At 72.5% G+C, this 18,684-nt stretch carries 16 protein-coding genes and 1 pseudogene; 7 read left to right on the forward strand and 10 right to left on the reverse strand.

The genetic code is table 11. The annotated features are described in order from the left end of the window. Positions 1-3 precede the first annotated feature (3 nt). The 3 genes from SY2F82_RS33300 to SY2F82_RS33310 all read right to left on the reverse strand — a co-directional run bounded on the left by SY2F82_RS33300 (position 4) and on the right by SY2F82_RS33310 (position 2,967). On the reverse strand, positions 4-819 hold the full coding sequence (locus SY2F82_RS33300; protein WP_200422796.1) for a hemerythrin domain-containing protein: 816 nt from the start codon (positions 817-819) through the stop codon (positions 4-6). 85 nt (positions 820-904) lie between these two features. Then, positions 905-1,924, reverse strand: coding sequence for an NrfD/PsrC family molybdoenzyme membrane anchor subunit (gene nrfD, locus SY2F82_RS33305; protein WP_200422797.1), 1,020 nt, complete (start codon positions 1,922-1,924; stop codon positions 905-907). Further along, positions 1,921-2,967 carry a 4Fe-4S dicluster domain-containing protein gene (locus SY2F82_RS33310; protein WP_200422798.1) on the reverse strand — a complete coding sequence of 349 codons (1,047 nt, stop codon included), beginning with the start codon at positions 2,965-2,967 and terminating at the stop codon, positions 1,921-1,923. The genes nrfD and SY2F82_RS33310 overlap by 4 nt, the downstream gene beginning before the upstream one ends. A gap of 171 nt (positions 2,968-3,138) precedes the next feature. Here SY2F82_RS33310 and SY2F82_RS33315 point away from each other — a divergent pair. After that, positions 3,139-3,297: pseudogene (locus SY2F82_RS33315) on the forward strand (MarR family transcriptional regulator); the annotation flags it as partial. Between the two features lie 85 nt (positions 3,298-3,382). Here SY2F82_RS33315 and SY2F82_RS33320 read toward each other — a convergent pair. The 3 genes from SY2F82_RS33320 to ctaD form a co-directional block, all read right to left on the reverse strand. Beyond that, a complete protein-coding gene (locus SY2F82_RS33320) occupies positions 3,383-4,123 on the reverse strand; it encodes a DUF4142 domain-containing protein (protein WP_200422799.1) in 741 nt (246 codons plus the stop codon). Between the two features lie 131 nt (positions 4,124-4,254). Continuing rightward, on the reverse strand, positions 4,255-4,626 hold the full coding sequence (locus tag SY2F82_RS33325) for a hypothetical protein (RefSeq protein WP_200422800.1): 372 nt from the start codon (positions 4,624-4,626) through the stop codon (positions 4,255-4,257). Beyond that, complete coding sequence (gene ctaD / locus SY2F82_RS33330; protein WP_200422801.1) at positions 4,623-6,335, reverse strand: cytochrome c oxidase subunit I; 1,713 nt, start codon at positions 6,333-6,335, stop codon at positions 4,623-4,625. The genes SY2F82_RS33325 and ctaD overlap by 4 nt, the downstream gene beginning before the upstream one ends. 210 nt (positions 6,336-6,545) lie before the next feature. Here ctaD and SY2F82_RS33335 point away from each other — a divergent pair, with 210 nt between their 5' ends. Both SY2F82_RS33335 and SY2F82_RS33340 read left to right on the forward strand, forming a co-directional pair. Beyond that, positions 6,546-7,565 (forward strand): YihY/virulence factor BrkB family protein, encoded by a 1,020-nt coding sequence (locus tag SY2F82_RS33335; protein ID WP_200422802.1) that lies wholly within the window; start codon positions 6,546-6,548, stop codon positions 7,563-7,565. 133 nt (positions 7,566-7,698) lie between these two features. Beyond that, positions 7,699-8,871, forward strand: coding sequence for an enolase C-terminal domain-like protein (locus SY2F82_RS33340; protein WP_200422803.1), 1,173 nt, complete (start codon positions 7,699-7,701; stop codon positions 8,869-8,871). Positions 8,872-8,898: 27 nt separating this feature from the next. Here SY2F82_RS33340 and SY2F82_RS33345 read toward each other — a convergent pair whose 3' ends face one another. From SY2F82_RS33345 to SY2F82_RS33355, 3 genes are all read right to left on the reverse strand, one after another. After that, positions 8,899-9,660, reverse strand: a complete 762-nt coding sequence (locus tag SY2F82_RS33345) for a ribonuclease BN (protein ID WP_200422888.1) — start codon at positions 9,658-9,660, stop codon at positions 8,899-8,901. A 159-nt stretch (positions 9,661-9,819) separates the two neighbouring features. Beyond that, on the reverse strand, positions 9,820-10,815 hold the full coding sequence (locus SY2F82_RS33350; protein WP_236041928.1) for a lysylphosphatidylglycerol synthase transmembrane domain-containing protein: 996 nt from the start codon (positions 10,813-10,815) through the stop codon (positions 9,820-9,822). Positions 10,816-11,017: 202 nt separating this feature from the next. Further along, a complete protein-coding gene (locus tag SY2F82_RS33355; RefSeq protein WP_200422805.1) occupies positions 11,018-11,305 on the reverse strand; it encodes a hypothetical protein in 288 nt (95 codons plus the stop codon). Between the two features lie 103 nt (positions 11,306-11,408). On the opposite strand from SY2F82_RS33355, the gene SY2F82_RS33360 reads away from it, so the two are divergent. Next, on the forward strand, positions 11,409-11,804 hold the full coding sequence (locus SY2F82_RS33360; protein WP_200422806.1) for a hypothetical protein: 396 nt from the start codon (positions 11,409-11,411) through the stop codon (positions 11,802-11,804). Between the two features lie 231 nt (positions 11,805-12,035). Then, complete coding sequence (locus SY2F82_RS39585) at positions 12,036-16,601, forward strand: cation-translocating P-type ATPase (protein WP_200422807.1); 4,566 nt, start codon at positions 12,036-12,038, stop codon at positions 16,599-16,601. 25 nt (positions 16,602-16,626) lie between these two features. On the opposite strand, the gene SY2F82_RS33370 is transcribed toward SY2F82_RS39585, so the two are convergent. Further along, positions 16,627-16,767 (reverse strand): hypothetical protein, encoded by a 141-nt coding sequence (locus SY2F82_RS33370; RefSeq protein ID WP_200422808.1) that lies wholly within the window; start codon positions 16,765-16,767, stop codon positions 16,627-16,629. Positions 16,768-16,914: 147 nt separating this feature from the next. On the opposite strand from SY2F82_RS33370, the gene SY2F82_RS33375 reads away from it, so the two are divergent. Both SY2F82_RS33375 and SY2F82_RS33380 read left to right on the forward strand, forming a co-directional pair. Next, complete coding sequence (locus SY2F82_RS33375) at positions 16,915-17,325, forward strand: hypothetical protein (RefSeq protein WP_200422809.1); 411 nt, start codon at positions 16,915-16,917, stop codon at positions 17,323-17,325. A gap of 195 nt (positions 17,326-17,520) precedes the next feature. Continuing rightward, positions 17,521-18,672 (forward strand): glutathione-independent formaldehyde dehydrogenase, encoded by a 1,152-nt coding sequence (locus tag SY2F82_RS33380; protein WP_200422810.1) that lies wholly within the window; start codon positions 17,521-17,523, stop codon positions 18,670-18,672. The last annotated feature ends 12 nt before the right edge of the window (positions 18,673-18,684 follow it).

An 18,684-nucleotide genomic window follows, 5' to 3' on the forward strand; every position in this document is an offset into this window, starting at 1 on the left:
CTGCTACTCCTCCCGCTCGGTTCCTCGTCGTGCGGCCTCCCAGGCACGTACAACGCCGGACCCCAGACGTTCCCGGTCCTCCTGCGGCAGATTCTCGCGCAGGAGGGCGAACACGGCATCCTCGAACGCCACGTGCCGGCGCAGTCGGTCCACGAGTTGCTCGACCAGTTCGTCGAACTCCTCGGTGTCGGGGGAGGCCTCGCTCAGGGCCGCGAGGGTGCCGGCACCCTCCCGCTCCTGCCGTAGTCCCTGGTCCGCCAGATGGTCCCCGTCCTCGAGCACGTCCCGTACGGCCGGCCAGAGGCGGCGCTGCTCGGCCGGCTCATGACTCTGCAACGCCTCGGTGATCAGGCCGACGAGGGATCCCCTGCGCGACCGCTGGGACTTCGAGCCGCCCTTCTTGGCGCCCGGCAGAGCCTGCACCTGCTTCAGCAGGGCCGTCACCCGGTCGTGGTCGCGCGTCAGCACCGTGGTCAGCTCGTGCACCTCACCGGGGGCCCGCTCGCCCTCCGGGCGGAGATCCCACTGCTCGGCGGCCCGCCGCATCTGGCTGTCCGCAGCGGCGCGGTGCTTGACCCACCGGCGCACCGCGTCCTTGCCGGTGGGGTTCTCGGACGGCGGGTCGGACAGGTGCTGGGTGGACTCCCGGGGCATGCCGGGACGGTGCTGCTCCGCGGTGGTGAGGGAGTCGCCGCCGTCCGCGGGCAGCCCCGTCGCGATCAGGAAGGCCTGCCCCGCGGGTATGCCGAGCCGCCGGCCGGCCTCCGCGTAGTCGAGGCCGGCCGAGAGCAGGTCCACCACCTGGCTCCGGGTGGGCATGACGTCCATCTCCTTCCGGCCCGGCTGGTCCTGGGTACCCGCCGCGCGGCCGGCGAAACGGCCGCATTGCCGTGGCGCCGGACCGTCAGCGACCGCGGGCGTCCAGCCGTTCCCGTTGCGGTACGACCGTGTACTTGGGGTCCTCGGCGGACACCACCCCGGCGTGGAACACGGCGAACCGCAGGGCCGCCGAGCCGGCCAGCAGTGCCGCGCCGGCCGCCGCCGGCAGACGGCGGTCCGGACGCCGGCCCGCGAGGGCCGCCAGCGCGGCGCCGCCCGCCGTGAGCGCCTCCGCGGCGCGCAGCAGCGTACGGGGCCTGCCCTGCTCGTACGGTTCCGCCGCCAGGCCCATGCGCCGCTGCATCAGCCGGAAGGCGCCCAGCTCCAGGGCGGCACCCAGCACCGCCATACGGCGCGCGGGCCCCGCCTGCGCCGCCGGGGCGCCGACCAGGCCCAGTCCGGCCGCCGCGCTCGCGGCGGACCCCGCGAACACGAACGGCATCTCGCGGTAGCCCTCGTGCCAGGTGGGCACCGCCGTGTCGGAGATCAGCACGGCGGTGTAGGTGGCGACCGCCGGTCCCAGGACGGCCGCGCCCGCCGTGGCGGCGGCCCCGGCCATGCGGTAGCGGCCCGCCACGTCGGCGGCAGCGGCGGCCACCGTCAGCGGCGCGTAACCGGCGAGCAGCCAGGAGCCGACGCTCATCGGTGAGGTCGGCTTGAGGACGCGGAGCATGTTGACGAAGCGGGCCGGGCGCCCCAGGTCGTGCACGAGCGCGGCCAGCGAGAGCGAGACCGCGCTCGCGGCGCCCAGCTTCGCGGTACGGGCCAGTACGGGCCGCCCGGTGGCCTGGCCCCCGGCGGCGAGAAGCGACGACGCACCCGCGAGGCCGCCGAGGTAGAGGTAGCCCGCGATGTCGAGGGGCTTCCAGACCGGCTTGTTGAGGATCGGTTTGCCGTAGTACGAGGAGAACCGCGCCTCGGGCACCATGGACCGCTCGCCGCGTCCGCGGCGTCGCCGTCGGCGTCCGGTGTGCGCGCCGGTGAGGGCCTCGCGTCCGGGGCGGGCCCCCTCCACGCCGTCGCGGGTGACGTCAGAGCCGGTCATCGCGGCCTCCTGGCGAAGCTGACGGCGGCCAGCGCCGCGAGCGATGCGGCGGCCGCCGCGGCGTGCCGCCACATCGAGGGCAGGTCCCGGGTGGTGACGACCGGGTCGGGCGGCAGACCGTAGACCTCCGGCTCGTCCAGCAGCAGGAAGAACGCGCCGTCGCCGCCGACACCGTCCTCGGGGTTCTCGCCGTACAGCCGGGCATCGGTGACGCCGGCGGCGTGGAGCCGGGCGACCCGGGCGGCGGCGCGTTCGCGCAGCTCGTCGAGCGGGCCGAACTGGATGGAGTCGGTGGGGCAGGACTTGGCGCACGCCGGTTCCATCCCGACGCCGAGCCGGTCGTAGCACAGGGTGCACTTCCACACCCGCCCGTCGTGGGGACGCTGGTCGATGACGCCGTACGGGCAGGCGGGCACGCAGTACCCGCAGCCGTTGCAGATGTCCTCCTGGACCACCACCGTGCCGAACTCCGTCCGGAACAGCGAGCCGGTCGGGCACACGTCGAGACAGGCGGCGTGCGTGCAGTGCTTGCAGACGTCCGAGGACATCAGCCAGCGGAGCTCGGTGCGTCCGTCCGGGGACACGGGCGAGATCTCCCCGGCGGGTGCGTCGGCGGGTGCGGAGCCGGGCGTGGGGGCCGTGGCTCCCGGGCCCGGGGAGGAGGCGGAGGTGCCGAGGCTCCGGGCGGCGTCGAAGACGTCCACGGCCTGGTGACCGGCACCGGGCTCCTGACCGCCCAGCGGTTTGCGCTGCTCGATGAACGCCACGTGGCGCCAGGTGTCCGCGCCCAGCCCCTGGGTGTTGTCGTAGGACATGCCGGTCAGTTCCAGGCCGTCCTCGGGTACGGAGTTCCACTCCTTGCACGCCACCTCGCACGCCTTGCAGCCGATGCACACGGAGGTGTCCGTGAAGAAACCCATGCGCGGCGGGGCGTTGGTGTACCCGGCCGCCTTCGCCACGTCGGGTTGCGGACCGAAGAGCAGGTTGGCGCGCACCGCCTCCTCGCCTGCCCCGCCTGCCGCCGCGGCGCTGTCACGCGTCATGCCCCGACCTCCTAGGCCCTGTGGTCATCGGCACCCGTCGACTCGGCGCTCACTCGCTGTTCGAGCCTGGCACGAGTCCCCCGGGCGCGCTCGCTGGAAACGCTCTCGGGGGACTCCGTTCAGGCGGCGTCGCGTGGGTGGGTGGCGGCTGCCGCCCGGTAGAAGGGGCGTATGCCGCAGCGTGAGAGCTCCGGGCGGGCCGTGGACGACGTCGATGCGGTGACCCGCGCCGTCATGACCGCGTCCCGGCTGCTGATGGGAATCGCCGCCCGTTCGCTCGCGCAGGTCGAGGAGCCGGTGACCCTGCCGCAGTTCCGGATGCTGGTGGTAGAGCCGTCGGCACCCGCGGAGGACGAGAGGGAGCCGCACTCGCTCGCCTGACGGCCCGATCCCCCCGGCGCCGCGTGGGCGGAGGTCAGTTGGCCGACGGGCTGGGCGTGGGGGAGGCCGTGTTGATGTTCAGGTCCGGGCGCGGAGTGAGGACGACCATCGGCTCTCCGGGCTGGGGCGGCGGAGGGGTGAGCTGGTCCTTGGGGAGCTTGGGCGGGGTGGTCTGCTGGAAGTTGGCCTGGTCGAAGTTGACCGTGCCCGTCTTCTCCATCATGGTCAGGTGGTCCAGGACGGTGTCGTTGGCCAGGTCGGCGAGCTGACGCACCAGCGTGTTCTTGGTGGTGGCACGGATCTTGGCGATCACAGGGAAGATCTGGCCGTGGGTCACACGCATGATGTTCGCGGCGGTGGAGTCGAACTCCTTGCCGTTGGCCGCATCCGCGGTCGCCACGAACTGCTGCTGTTGCGGCGTCGCCCGGTTGGGCAGGGTGATGCCCAGTTCCGGGGCGATCTTGCGGCACATCTCGTCGAGTCCGGCGTGCCCGACGATCAGGTGCTTGCCGGCTTCCCGCATCTCCGGCGACGAGCCCTTCCTCAACGAGATCTCGCCCAGGGGGTACTCCCACAGCCCCGCGGAACGCACCTTGACCACGAAGTCGCGGTCGGCCTCGGTCAGTGGGCCGTACTGGGTGTTGGCGATGATCCGGTCCGGAGAGCTGGACGTGGTCTGGACCCCGAGCATCGCGGGGTAGGCGAGAGCGGTGAGAGTCAGGCCCAGCGCCCCGGCCACGAAGAGGGTTCCTGCGATGTTGCGGGATATGGGCATGCTGCCTCCATGCACGAGCGGCTTGTACAGCAGGAGGTACGTAGGCGCCAGCCGCATCGATCATTGCTTTGGGAAAAACTTGTTCACCCCCCTGTGTCGTGCGTCACAGGGGGAGGGGGCGGGAGATGTGCTCACCGTGTCAGGGGGCACAGGGCCGTGATCAGGCCTGTGATGCCGAGGAGCGCGCAGGCGCACGCCGCATGGGCCTTGAACAGAGCGCGCCGCAGTGCGGTGTAGCGGGCCTCGTACTCGTCCCGCAGCTCCCGGGCGCGCCGGGCGATGGTGGCCAGCGTCTGACGGGTGATGTCGAGACGCTGGCTGACGTAGTGGCCTACCAGGTCCTCGGCCTGTGCGGTCGTCAGCCAGGGGAGCCGGGCGCACAGGGCCTCGGCTTCGCGGTGCGCCCTGTCGTACTCGGCGTGGGCGAGCAGGTAACCCTCGACTTCGGCGGCGAGCGCGGGGCCCTCGGCGTGCGGTGCCCTGTCGTCCGGTGCCGCGCTCACCGCGGGGGTTCCTGGTGTCCCGGTGCCTCGATGACGTCGCGCTTGCCGGTGTAGGTCGCGTAGTCGACCTCGGCCAGGTCGGGGTGGTGGAGGTCGAAGGCGGGGGACTCGGAGCGGATCCGGGGCAGGGTGGTGAAGTTGTGGCGGGGCGGTGGGCAGGAGGTCGCCCACTCCAGCGAGCGGCCGTAACCCCAGGGGTCGTCGACCTGGACGCGCTCGCCGTACTGCGCGGTCCTCCACACGTTGTACAGGAACGGCAGGGTGGACAGGCCCAGCAGGAAGGCGCCGATGCTGGAGACGGTGTTCAGCCAGGTGAAGCCGTCGGCAGCCAGGTAGTCGGCGTAGCGGCGGGGCATGCCCTCGGCGCCGAGCCAGTGCTGGACCAGGAACGTGGTGTGGAAGCCGACGAACAGCGTCCAGAAGTGGATGTACTCCAGGCGGTGGTTGAGCATGGTGCCGGTCATCTTCGGCCACCAGAAGCTGAATCCGCCGAACATGGCGAACACGATGGTGCCGAAGAGCACGTAGTGGAAGTGCGCGATCACGAAGTAGCTGTCGGTGACTTCCCAGTCGAGTGGCGGCGAGCCCAGAATCACGCCGGTCAGCCCGCCGAAGAGGAAGGTGACGAGGAAGCCGGCCGCCCAGAGCATCGGCGGCTCGAAGGACAGCGAGCCCTTCCACATGGTGCCGATCCAGTTGAAGAACTTCACACCGGTCGGCACGGCGATGAGGTAGGTCAGCAAGGAGAAGAACGGCAGCAGCACGGCCTGGGTGGCGAACATGTGGTGGGCCCATACCGTGACCGACAGGCCGGCGATCGAGATCGTCGCACCGACCAGGCCCATGTAGCCGAAGATCGGTTTGCGGGCGAAGACGGGGATGATCTCGGTGATCACGCCGAAGAACGGCAGGGCGAGGATGTAGACCTCGGGATGCCCGAAGAACCAGAACAGGTGCTGCCACAGGACCGACCCGCCGTTGGCCGGATCGAAGACATGGGCGCCGAAGCGGCGGTCGGCCTCCAACGCGAAGAGGGCGGCGGCCAGCACGGGGAAGGCGAACAGGACCAGGACCGAGGTCAGCAGCACGTTCCAGGTGAAGATCGGCATCCGGAACATCGTCATGCCGGGGGCGCGCATGCACACGATCGTGGTGAGGAAGTTGACCGCACCCAGGATGGTCCCGAACCCCGCCAGTGCCAGCCCCATGATCCACAGGTCGCCACCGAGCTGGACGGTGCGTTCGGGGCCGCTGAGCGGGGTGTAGGCCGTCCAGCCGAAGTCCGCCGCCCCGTTGGGGGTGAGGAAGCTGCCCATCACGATCAGCGCGCCGAACAGGAACAGCCAGTACGACAGCATGTTCAGCCGCGGGAAGGCCACGTCGGGCGAGCCGATCTGCAGCGGCATGACCGCGTTGGCGAAGCCGGCGAAGGTCGGGGTGGCGAACAGCAGCAGCATGATCGTGCCGTGCATCGTGAAGAGCTGGTTGTACTGCTCCTTGGACACGATCTGCAGGCCCGGGCGCGCCAGCTCCGCCCGGATCAGCAGCGCCATCACCCCGCCGATCAGGAAGAAGGCGAACGACGTGATCAGATACAGATGCCCGATCTTCTTGTGATCCGTCGTCGTCACCCAGGACACCACCACGCGCCCCGGGTGGCGACGCCCCTCGACCGGTACGAGCGTGGCCGGCTCCGTCTGTGCGGTCATCGCAACAACTCCAGATACGGGAAAAAGCCGCGAATGGAAATTACGCGGTCAAAGATCCCGTAACGGCGCTTGCCGCGCACGCGCATGCGGCTGAATGGCTCGTCGTGTCGGACACCCGCCCGGTGGCGGGTGCATGCCACCAGACCTATCCTCACGAGCAGGACGACGTGAGGTGCCGGCGGGTGCCCGGCGGAGCGCACGAGGCAGACCATGGGAGTCGTGGCCCGCGTGGACGCGTACCAGCGGCGCCACCGCTGGGCGGGGCTGCCGCTCGCCGTGCTGTACAAGTTCTACGACGACCAGGCGACCTATCTCGCCGCGGTGCTCACCTACTACTCGTTCCTGTCGCTGTTCCCGCTGCTGCTGATCCTCGTCTCCGTCCTCGGCACCCTGCTCAGCGGCAACCCCCAGCTGCGGGAACGCGTGCTGAACTCCGCGCTCGGCGAGTTCCCCGTCATCGGCGACCAGCTCGGCGAGAACATCCACTCCTTCCACGGCAGCGGCGTCGCCCTCGTGGTGGGCGTGCTGGGCAGCCTCTACGGCGCCCTGGGCGTGGCACAGGCCGCGCAGCACGCGCTGAACAAGATCTGGGCCGTGCCACGGCACGCGCGCCCCGATCCGTTCCGGTCACGCCTGCGGGGCCTGCTGTTCCTCTCGATCCTCGCGCTCGGGCTGTGCCTGACCACGGGGCTGTCCTTCGCGGAGTCGCGGGCGAGCGTGTTCGGCGCCCGGCTGGAGACCGGCGTCAGAGTCGCCGCCGCGGCCGCGGCCATCGTCCTCAACGCGGCTCTGCTGCTGCTCGTCTACCGGACGCTGATCCGGCGCCGGCTGCCGCTGCGCCGTCTGTTCGGCGCCGTCCTCGGGGGCGCCTTCGCCTGGCAACTGCTGCAGTGGGGCGGCTCCTACTACGTCAGCCAGGTGCTGCGCGGCGCCACGGCCACCTACGGCCTGTTCGGCATCGTCCTCGGTCTGCTGGCCTGGCTCTACCTCGGTGCACTGATCTTCCTCATGACGGCCGAGGTCAGCGTGGTCCGGATCATGCGGCTGTGGCCGCGCAGCCTGCTGACCCCGTTCACCGACCGGGTGCAGCTCACTCCGGCCGACCGGCGGGCCTACCAGTCGTACGCGGCCACCGAGGCCTTCAAGGGCTTCCAGAAGATCAGGGTCCGCTTCGGTTCGCCCCCGCGCCCGCCCTCGGACTCCGACGACCCTCCCGAGACAGCAGGCTGACCGCCGGGCGGCGGCCGTGCGTGCGGGTTGTGGCGCCTGCGACGTGAGGGTGGCCGTGTCGCCCGTGCCGTTTACGCGTCCCCCGAGAGGGTCACTCATCGTGTCGGCAGAGGTGCGTGGCGAGGGAGCAGACATGACGTTGGACGCCACCACGGGGACTGACCACGGGACCCACGGCCCGGCGCCGGCCGAGTTCCGCATCGACGCGGTCGACGTGCACGCCTTCGAGGTGCCCACCGACGGCCCGGACGGCAAGGAGCAGGACGGAACGCTGGACTGGGAGTCCACCACGGTCGTCCTGGTCCGGGTCCACGCCGGCGGGCGGACCGGACTGGGGTACACCTACGGGGACGTGTCGGCCGCCTCGTTCGTCGACTCCAAGCTGGCGCCGGCGATCAAGGGCCAGGACGTGACCTCGCCGCCGGCCCTGTGGCAGCGGATGGGTGTGCGGATCCGCAACGCCGGGCGTCCGGGCGTCGGAGCCATGGCGGTGTCCGCCGTCGACGTGGCGCTGTGGGACCTCAAGGCGAGGCTGCTGGGGCTCCCCCTGGTCCGGCTGCTCCCGGCCTACCACGACCGCGTGCCCGTCTACGGCAGCGGTGGCTTCACCAACTACCCGCCGGCCCGGCTCACCGACCAGCTCACCGGATGGGTGGACCAGGGCATCCCCCGCGTCAAACTGAAGACCTCGCGGGACCCCGAGCGCGACCCGCTGCGGCTGACCGCGGTGCGCAAGGCGATCGGTGACGAGCCCGAGCTGTTCACCGATGCCAACGGAGCGCTCGGCCGCAAGGAGGCGCTCCACTGGGCGCGCCGCTTCCACGACGAGTGGGACGTCCGCTGGTTCGAGGAACCCGTCAGCTCCGCCGACCTGGAAGGACTGCGCCTGCTGCGCGAGCGCGGCCCGGAGCGACTGGAGATCGCCGCGGGCGAGTACGCCTACACGATGCGGGACTTCGTCAACCTGGTGGAGCGTCCAGCCGTGGACTGCCTCCAGGCGGACGTCACCCGCTGCGGCGGCATCACCGGCGTCCTGGAGGTGGCGGGCCTCTCGGCGGCCCATGACCTCGACCTGTCGGCGCACTGCGCCCCGGCGGTGTCCGCGCACGCCTTCTGCGCCGTACGACGGCTGCGGCACCTGGAGTACTTCCACGACCACGTACGGGTCGAGAACCTGCTGTTCGACGGCACCCTGTCGCCCGCGGACGGCGCCCTGCGACCGGACACCGGACGCCCGGGGCTCGGACTGGACGTCAAGTGGGCCGACGCCGAGCCGTACCGCGTGTACGGGGTGCTGCCGGGTTGAACCGCGGCAGGTGCGGTGACGGACCGATCAGTGCGTGATGTGCGGCCGCCAGTGGTGTTCGCAGAACCAGCGGCCGAACAGCGCACCGCCGAAGACCACGAACCCGACACCGGTCAGCCAGGACTCCAGTACGAGGACGACTCCGAGAGGTCCGTAGCTGACCGCGTTGCTGACGATGAGCGGTGTGAAGACGAGATAGGAGAAGACCCGCAGACCGATCAGCCCGACCATGGTGGCGAGCGCGCCCGGCAGCAGCTGTCGCCAGCGGACCTGACCGCCCAGGAGGAAGCGCTGGCCCCACCAGAAGAACAGCACGCCGGTCGCCAGGGACGCCACGACCCGCAGCCATCCGTGCAACGCCAGACGTGTCTGCACCTCCTGGTAGAGGTAGGCGGTGAGCACGATCAGCCAGGTGGCCTGGCGCCAGATGCGGTGCCACGGGCCGGGAGGCAGGTTCCAGATCCGCTCGTACCCGTTCTGGACGCTCCCGCCGAAGGACACCCCGAACACGGCGAGCAGAATCCCGCCCCACACGCTGGTCGCGCTGATCACCTTGCGCGGCGCGGTGGTGATGTCGGTGACCACGTGCGCGGACCGGCCGGACAACCCCATGCCGTCGACCAGCCACGTCGTGAAGCCCCCGTGTGCCAGGGGGTCGGCGGCCGCCACCACGATGAGCAGGGGCGCCAGCGTCACCAGGGCCAGAGTGGCGAAGCCGAGGGCGCGGTGCATCAGCTCCAGTTCACGGCCGCGCCGGACCAGGTCGTACGTCTTGAGCCGGTCCCACATGTGGTGCACGGCCTGCCGGATCAGTTTCACGGCCTGCTCCGCGATCATCCTCCCGCTCCTTGGGTGCCCCGCCGATGCATGACGGGTGATCGGGGGGCGGGGGGACAAACGTGGGACGGCACGGGGGGACCCGCTGCGCCCTGACGGCTCTCCCCCGGATCACAGCACCTTGCGCTGCACCAGGGCCGCGAGGGCCAAGGCGCCCGGGAGCAGCGGCAGCCAGACCGTCAGGACCCGGTAGCCGATCACGGTGGCGGTGGCCAGGTCCACCGGTGCGCCGTACGCGACCAGGGTGACCACCAACGCCGCGTCGACCGGGCCGATGCCGCCCGGTGCGGGGACGGCCCCGGCCGCCGTGCTCGCGGCAAGGAAGGCGAAGATCATCTGCGGCCAGGACACGGGCAGGCCGAGCGACGCACCGACCGAGGCCACCACACTCGCCTGGAGCACCGGGGCGGCGGCCGAACCGCCCCACAGGGCCAGGACCCGGCTGGGCCGCGTGTGCAGCAGCCGCGCGTCGGTCAGGGCGGTGCGGGCGAAGCCGAGCGTCGCCCGGCGCAGCGGACGCAGGGCCGTCAGGAGCACTGCGGCCGCGCCGACACCGAGGGTCGCCCCTGCGGTCACCAGGAGCAACGTCCCCTCGTCCGGGACGAGTCGGCCGAGCCTCAGCATCTTGGGGAACGCCAGGACGAAGACCAGGAGCACCAGCGTTTTCGCGATCGGTTTGACCAGTGAGTACAGGGCGAGGGAAGCGGTGGCCCGGGCGAGGGGGATGCCGCGGGCCTGCAGGAACCGCAGGGTGACGGCGTGGGCGCCGATGCTCGCCGGCAGCACGTGGTTGGCCGCCCCGGCGGCGAACTGGGACGCGAGCAGCGGCAGCGGCGGAAGCCGCTCCGGTACGGCGCCCTGGCGGACGCACGCCGCGGTCACCCAGCCCAGGCAGGTGAAGAAGACCCCGGCCAGCAGCCACCAGGGGTCGGCGGAGACCAACCGTGCCGTGCCGTCGCGCACGGCACGCCAGTCGGCCGCCGCCCACGCCCCGATCAGCAGGAGCGGGACCAGGCTCAGGGCGCGGCGGGCCAGGGGCGCGTACGAAGGGGAGCGGGCGGGGGCGGGGAGTGTTCGGGAGAGGTCGTCGAGCGGGAGCAGGGACACGGCGCACATCGTCCTTCCCATCACTCCCGCGGCTACGCGGCGGACGGACGCAAGGCGAGGCAGGCGGACGCGAGCAACGTTCCCGCCCGGTGTGACGGCACGGTGTCCGGGAGGCGAAGGTCCGTCGGCGGGCGGACGACCGGCCATCGGCGGGCGGACAACCGGCCGATGGCCCGCCGTGCCGCGTCCGCGACGTCCGCCGTCACTTCGAGCCGGAGGACCGGGCGAGCGGGCCCTTGTGCCGGAGCAGGGCGTAGCCGATGCCGAGCCCCAGGGCCACCGGCGCCTCGAGAGCGCCCGCGACGGCCAGCGCGCCGATACCCACGTACAGGGGCAGGCCGTGCGCGCCGGGCAGGACCCGGCGCGCGGCGGCCACAGGAACCGCGACGGCGTTGACAGCCCAGGTGGCGGCCTCGCCGAACGAGGGGACGGTCAGCGTGATCGTCCGCCCACCGGAGGCGGCGGGCGGTTTCCTCTCCGGCCGTCTCACGGCCGACTGCCGCACGACCGGCCGAGTCGTGACGGCCTGCCTCACTGTCGCCTGTCTCGTGGTCACCTGTCTCGCAGCCGCCTGCCTCGTGGTCGCCTGCCTCGTGGTCGGCCGTTTCGCGGACGACTGTCGAGCGACCGACCGCGTCGCGGACGACTGTCGAGCGACCGACCGCGTCGCGGACGACTGTCGAGCGGACGACTGTCGCGCGACCGACCGCGTCGCGGACGACTGTCTCGTCGTCGCCCGGCTCGTCGCCCGGCTCGTCGTCTGTCTCGTCTTCGGCGGTGTCGCGGCCGCCTGTCCTGTCGTCGCCGGCCTTGTCGCCGACTGTCTTGTCGCCGACTGTCCGGTGGTCGGCTGTCTGGTGGTCGTTTGCGTCGCGTTCGGCCGGCCGGCGACCGGACGACGGGCGGCCGACGAGGCGTCGGAGCGCTGCCTCGTGCGCGCGGCGGCGGGCTGCCCCACCTTCGTGGTGCTCGTCGCCGTGCGTCTCTGAGCGGTCTTCACCGAGCGCTTCTGCGTGGACTTTCGCGCGGTCTTCGGCGTGGTCACGGTTCACATCCGTTCGTGGGTCCGGGACATCGCCCCCCACCGAGGCAGACGGTACCGGCGGGGAAAGGGGCCTGCGAGCCGGGAAGCCGTTCGGATCAGCCCGCCGGGCGGGCGCTTCGGGAGCGCGCGATGATCGGATCCGTACGAGGACCGGCCCGCTCGGGAGGTGGCACGGATGTCGCTGCTGTCAGGGACGCGCCTGCCATTGCCGGGCCCGCTGGCCGACGGCCTGGCCGCCGGAGCCCGGGGTGCCGCGGAGGCGGCCGTGACGCTGCTCGGCCTCGGCCGGCGGGACGTGTGGTCCCGTCCGGGTCGCTGCCACATCCAGGTCCGTGGCGTGCACGGCCCCCGCGGCATCCGGATCGGCCGGATCGTGGAGCGCGCTCTGGAGGAGCACCCCGGGGTGCTGTGGGCCCGCGTGAACGCACCGGCGGAACGGGTCGTCGTGGAACTGGCCTCGCCGCCGCCGTCGCGGCAGGAGCTGCTCCGGATCGTCGCCCATGCCGAGGCCCACGGGGCCGCCGCCACCGCGGAGCCCGGCGCGTACGACGAATGGTGCCCCGAACCGCACCACCCCTGTGAGGCGCCGCGCAGCCGGCCCGCACTCCCGGTCCTCGCCGCGGACGTCGCGGGCCTGCTCCTCACGATCGCCACCCGCCTGTCGCCGTGGACGCCGCTGCCGGCCGAGGCGGGGGCGCTGGTCACCGCCGTCCAGTGCCATCCCTGGCTGCGCAGACTGGTCACCTCGGGCCTCACGGAACTGGAACGCCCCGAATCGGTGGTTCCGACGCTCAACGCGCTCGTCCAGGGCCTGGCCACTCGCGGCGGAGGACTGATGCTCGACGCCGCGCAGCGCATCGCGCAGTGGCGGGAGGCGAACGCGACCCTCGAGGCGTGGGCCGACGCGGAGCCGCGGCTGGTGCCGGGACCGGAGCATGCGCAGGCCGAGCCCCTCGTCGTGGAACGGCCGCGGGTCCACCGTGACGTGACGGCACGTTACGCCGAACGGGCCATGGGGGCGGGCGTCGCCGTGGGCGCCCTGACCGCGCCGTACGCGGGACCGCGGCGCGCGCTCGCGGTGGCGCTGGCCGGCATGCCGAAGGCTCCCGAGGCCGGGCGGGAGGGCTTCGCCACCAGCCTCGGCAGGGTCCTCGCACTGCGCGGCGTCGTGGCCATGGACCGCGGTGCGCTGCGTCGCCTGGGCCAGGTGGACACCGTGGTGCTGGACGTGGACGTGCTGCGCGGTGGGCGCTACGAGCTGACCGACCTGGTGCCGCTCGACGGCGCCGACACCGAACAGTGCTCCGACCGGCTCTTCGCCCTGTTCGACCCGGCCGCGCCGACACGGGTCCGGCGCGACGGCGAAGGCTGGGTGATCGGCCCGCTGGAGGACCTGGAGCTGACCGGCCGCACCGGGCGCCCGGCCGCCGAGCGGCTGCGGTCCCGGGGCAGCGAACGGGTGCTGGGACTCGCCCGGCGGCGCCGCCTGATGGCCGTCGCGGGCGTGGCGACGCAGACCCTCCCGGGCGCGCAGGCCCTGGCCGCGGCCGCCCGGCGTTCCCAGATCCGGGTGGTCCTCGCCGGAGACCGGACCGACCCGCGGCTCGGCTTCGTCGACGCGACGGTGCCCTCGGGGCGCCACTTGGTGGCGTCGGTGCGGGCCCTGCAGGCGGACGGCGCGGTGGTGCTGCTGGTGTCGGGCAACCGCCGTGCGCTCGCGGCGTCGGACTGCGGCATCGGCGTGCACCGGGACGGTGAGCCGCCGGCCTGGGGCGCCGACCTGCTGGTCGGCACCGATCTGGAGTCCGTCGCGCTGATCCTGTCCGGCGTGGGCGTGGCCCGCCGGGTCGACCGGGACAGCGCCGTGCTGTCCAGCGGCGGCAGCGGCATCGGCGCGGTGGCGGCGTTGCGGGCACCGGCCGCCGAGGCGTGCTCGCGCGGGCAGGCGGCGTGCAACACGGCCGGGGCGATCGCCTTCAGCCTGGGCGTCTGGCGTGCCCGGCAACTCTGCTCCCGCCCCGTCACCCCCTCCGTGGCGACCGTGCCCTGGCATCTGATGCCGCCCGCGCGGGTCCTTCAGAGGCTGCGGTCGTCCGCCGACGGGCTCTCCCCGCAGGAGGCCGCCGCGCGGGCCAAAGGCCCCTCGGGGACAGGTGCCGCGCCGCACACCACCCTGCTGTCCGCGTTCGTCGAGGAACTGGCCAACCCGCTGACTCCGGTGCTCGCGGGCGGGGCCGCCCTGGCCGCCGCCGTCGGGTCCAGGGCGGACGCCGCACTGGTCGCCGCGGTCACCGCCACCTCGGCGCTGGTCGGTGGTGTGCAGCGGGTCCGCACCGAGCGTGCCCTCGCCGAGCTGACCGCCCGCTCCGCGGTCGGGGCACGGGTGCGGCGCGGTGGCGTGGAGCGGCTGGTCACCGCCGAAGAGCTGGTGCCGGGGGACGTCGTCGTGCTGAGGCCCGAGGACGTGGTGCCCGCCGACTGCCGGCTGCTGCACGCCGAGGGCCTGGAGGTCGACGAGTCGTCGCTGACCGGCGAGTCCCTGCCCGTCGCCAAGACCCCGGCCCCCGTGGTCGCCGCGCAGCTCACCGAGCGCTCCTCGATGCTCTACGAGGGCAGCACCGTCTCCGCCGGCGAGGCGGTCGCCGTGGTGGTGGCCACCGGCGCGGCCACCGAGGTGGGGCGCACCATGGCCACCGCACGGGAGGCCGCACCGGTCACCGGCGTCGAGGCGCGGCTGTCGTCGCTGACCAAGGCCAGCCTCCCCGTGGCGACGGCGTCCGCGGTGGCGGTGGCCGGGGCGGGACTGCTGCACGGGCGCCCGCTCGCACAGAGCCTCGCCTCCGCGGTGAACCTGGCCGTCGCCTCGGTCCCCGAAGGGCTGCCGTTCCTCGTCAACGCCGCCCAACTGGCCTCCGCGCGCCGCCTGGCCGAGCAGGGCGCCCTCGTCCGCAACCCGCGCACCATCGAGGCACTCGGCCGGGCCGATGTGCTCTGCTTCGACAAGACCGGCACCCTCACCGAGGGCAACCTCCAGCTCGTCGCGGTCAGCGACGGAGAGTCGAACGTGTCCGTCGACCGGCTGGGCCCGCGGCACAAGGCGATCCTGTCCGCGGCGCTCCGGGCCACCCCCGCCGTCCGGCAGTCCGAGCCGATGGCCCACCGGACCGACCGGGCGGTGGACACCGGGGCCCGCCGGGCGCGGGTGTCGGTGGGCCGCGGCGCGCCCGGCTGGCGGCGCACCGGCACCCTGCCCTTCGACCCGTCCCGGGCCTACCACGCCACGGTGGGCCGCACCGCCGGCTCCACTCTGCTGAGCGTCAAGGGCGCCCCGGAGACCGTACTGGCCCGCTGCTCGCACAGACGCCGGAACGGTGCCGAGAGCGCGCTCGACGACGCCGGGCGCAGGGCACTCGCCCGGGCCACGGAGGAGCTCGCCGGCGCGGGCCGCCGCGTCCTCGCCGTGGCCGAACGCACCCTGGGGCAGGGCGAGGAACTGACCGACGACGCGGTGCGGGACCTGGTCTTCGTGGGCTTCGTCGTCCTCGCCGACCCGGTACGCCGTTCAGCCGCGCCGGCCACCGCCCGGCTGCGCGCGGCGGGCGTGCACACCGTCCTGCTCACCGGGGACCACGCCGCCACCGCGGAGGCCATCGCGGCCTCCGTCACCGGCGAGCCGCACCAGAAGGTCTGCACCGGGCCGGAGTTGGACGCGCTCGACGACGACGAACTCGACGCGCTGCTGCCCACGGTGGACGTGATCGCGCGGTGCACCCCGCACCACAAGGTCCGTATCGTCGAGGCGTTCCAGCGGCTCGGCCGCGTGGTGGCGATGACCGGCGACGGCGCCAACGACGCTCCGGCCATCCGGCTCGCCGACGTCGGCATCGCCCTGGGGCGGCTCGGCACGCCCGCGGCGACGGCCGCCGCCGATCTCGTCATCGGTGACGACCGTCTGGAGACGATCGTCACCGCGCTCACCGAGGGCCGGGCGATGTGGACCTCGGTCAGAACCGCGCTGGCCATCCTGATCGGCGGCAACCTCGGCGAGGTCACCTTCAGCGTGCTCGCCTCGGCCATGGCGGGCAGCTCACCGCTCAGTGCCCGTCAGATCATGCTGGTGAACCTTCTCACCGACCTCGCCCCGGCACTGTCCATCGCCGTCCGCACGCCGGCCGAGAGCACCGGGGAGCACCTGCTCCGGGAAGGACCGCACCACTCGCTGGGCACCTCGCTCACCGAGGAGATGGTGCAGCGCGGGCTCACCACGGCGCTCGGCGCGGGCCTGGCCTGGACGGCCGCCCGGTTCACCGGCACGCGCCGCCGCGCCGCCACGGTGGCGCTGGTCGCGGTGGTCGGCACCCAGCTCGCCCAGACCCTCACCAGCGGCGGCGCGGACCTCCAGGTGCTCGCCGCCACCGTCGGTTCGGCCGCCGTGCTCGTCGGGATCGTCCAGACCCCGGGCATCAGCAGGTTCTTCGGTTCCACTCCGCTCGGCCCCGTCGGCTGGGCCACCACTGTGGCGTCCATCGCGACCGCGACGCTCCTCCACGGGACGCTCAAGCCCCTGTCGCAGCGCCTGGCCGGTGCGGGATGGCTGCCCGCCGGGGGCGAGGACGCCGGGGCCGAGGCGCCCGGGGAGGCCGTGCCCGTGCCGGCGGCCGCCGCCCTGACGGCCTGGCTGAGCGGTGCGCTGTCCCGCCTGGGCCTGCCGGTACCCGGGACGGGCACTGTCGTCGCGTGAGCGACGAACCGGTCCCGCGTTCCCGTCACTCCTCGGGCGCGTCCTCGTCCACCCGGTACGTCTTGGTCCAGGTGGCGCCACAGCGGCAGCGTGACGACTCGATGAGTTCGCCGTTCTCGCTCACACTCAGACCGTGTCCGATGCGCACGTGAACATGTTCACCCACGGCGCGTCTCCTCTCGCTGACGGAAGCCGACGGAAAAGCCATTGAACGAGATGCCGCGATGGGGAGTAAGAGAGCGTTCGCATGGTGAGACGTTTCGAGAAACGTGCGGATTCCTCCCGGACGTCACAATGGAAGGGAGGAAGCGTTATGGCACGAATACTCGTCGACGGCGAAGAACTCGTCGTACGCCTGAGGTGGCGGGAAAGGGCGGCCGCCCGCCGGGGCGACGTACGGGTGCCGCTCCACGCGGTACGCCGGGTGACCGTCGAACCGGACTGGTGGCGTGCTCTGCGGGGAGACCACCGGCGGGGGCTGTGGATCCCCGGGACGCTGTGCATCGGGACGCGGGGCCATCCCGGCGGAGAGGACTTCGTGGTGGTGCGGCCCGGCGCGCCCGTCGTGTGCGTCGCCCTGCGGCCCGGCGCCCCCTTCCGCCTCCTCGCCGTCTCGGTGCCGGACGGCGCCGAGGCCACGGCGCGACGACTGCGCCGGCTCGCACCCGGGATCGACTCCTCCACCCGCGCGCGGGAAGCGGTCCCCGTCGCCGGGGAGAGCTGACCGCAGGGCCCCGCGGCGGACCGCGCCGACGTGGGTTGCGGCCCCTGTCGTACGGGCGTTTTCTGGAAGTGACCGGCGGTGAAAGAGCGCGAACGGGGCCACGGCACAGCCCGAGGGCCCACGCCTGTAGTGCCTCCCCCGGTAGCGGCTCCGTCCCGCCGCCGTCAGCCGGCGTTAGACGCGGAGGTGACGCAGGTGAAAGCCGTCGTCTACGAAAAGCCCTTCAGCGTGGCTGTGAGGGATGTCCAGGATCCCCGGATCGAGCACCCGAACGATGTGCTCGTACGGGTCACGTCGACCGCGATCTGCGGTTCGGACCTGCACATGTACGAGGGCCGCACGGCGGCCGAGTCGGGCATCGTCTTCGGACACGAGAACCTCGGCATCATCGAGGAGGTCGGCAGCGGCGTGACCTCCCTGTCCGAGGGCGACCGGGTCGTGATGCCCTTCAACGTCGCCTGCGGATTCTGCAAGAACTGCCTCGTCGGAAAGACCGGGTTCTGCCTCACGGTGAATCCCGGATTCGCCGGCGGCGCCTATGGATATGTGGCGATGGGCCCGTTCATCGGTGGTCAGGCGGAGCGGCTGCGGGTGCCCTACGCCGATTTCAACTGCCTGAAACTGCCACCCGGTGAGGAGTTCGAGACCGATTTCGTCCTGCTCGCCGACATCTTCCCGACCGGTTACCACGGATGCGAACTCGCCCAGGTGTCCCCCGGGGAGAGCGTGGCCGTCTACGGTGCCGGCCCGGTGGGTCTGATGGCCGCCTACTCGGCCTTGCTGCGCGGGGCGTCGAAGGTTTTCTCCGTCGACCGGGTGCCCGAGCGGCTCGCCAAGGCGGAGGAGATCGGGGCCATCCCCATCGACTTCACCAAGGGCGACCCTGCCGAGCAGATCAAGGAACAGACCAACGGAGAGGGCACCGACAAGGGCGTGGACGCCGTCGGCTACCAGGCCCAGGCGCACGACGCCAGCCACGAGGAACCCGCCATCGTCCTCAACGAGCTCGTGGAGACGGTGCGGCCCACCGGCATGCTCGGTGTACCGGGCCTGTACGTGCCCTCCGACCCCGGCGGACCCGACGAGCACGCCAAGCGGGGCCAGTTGCTGGTCTCCATCGGCCGGATGTTCGAGAAGGGTCAGCAGATGGGCACCGGCCAGTGCAACGTCAAGCGGTACAACCGCCAGCTGCGCGACCTGATCATCGCGGGGCGGGCCAAGCCCAGCTTCGTGGTCTCCCATGAACTGCCGCTGGACCAGGCGCCGCAGGCGTACGAGAAGTTCGACAAGAGGATCGAGGGCTACACCAAGGTGGTGCTGCACCCCGGTCACGCCCTCGCGGCCTGAGCGACGGGTCCG

Source organism: Streptomyces sp. Y2F8-2 (genome assembly GCF_014905555.1).
GTDB classification, from domain to species: domain Bacteria; phylum Actinomycetota; class Actinomycetes; order Streptomycetales; family Streptomycetaceae; genus Streptomyces; species Streptomyces cynarae.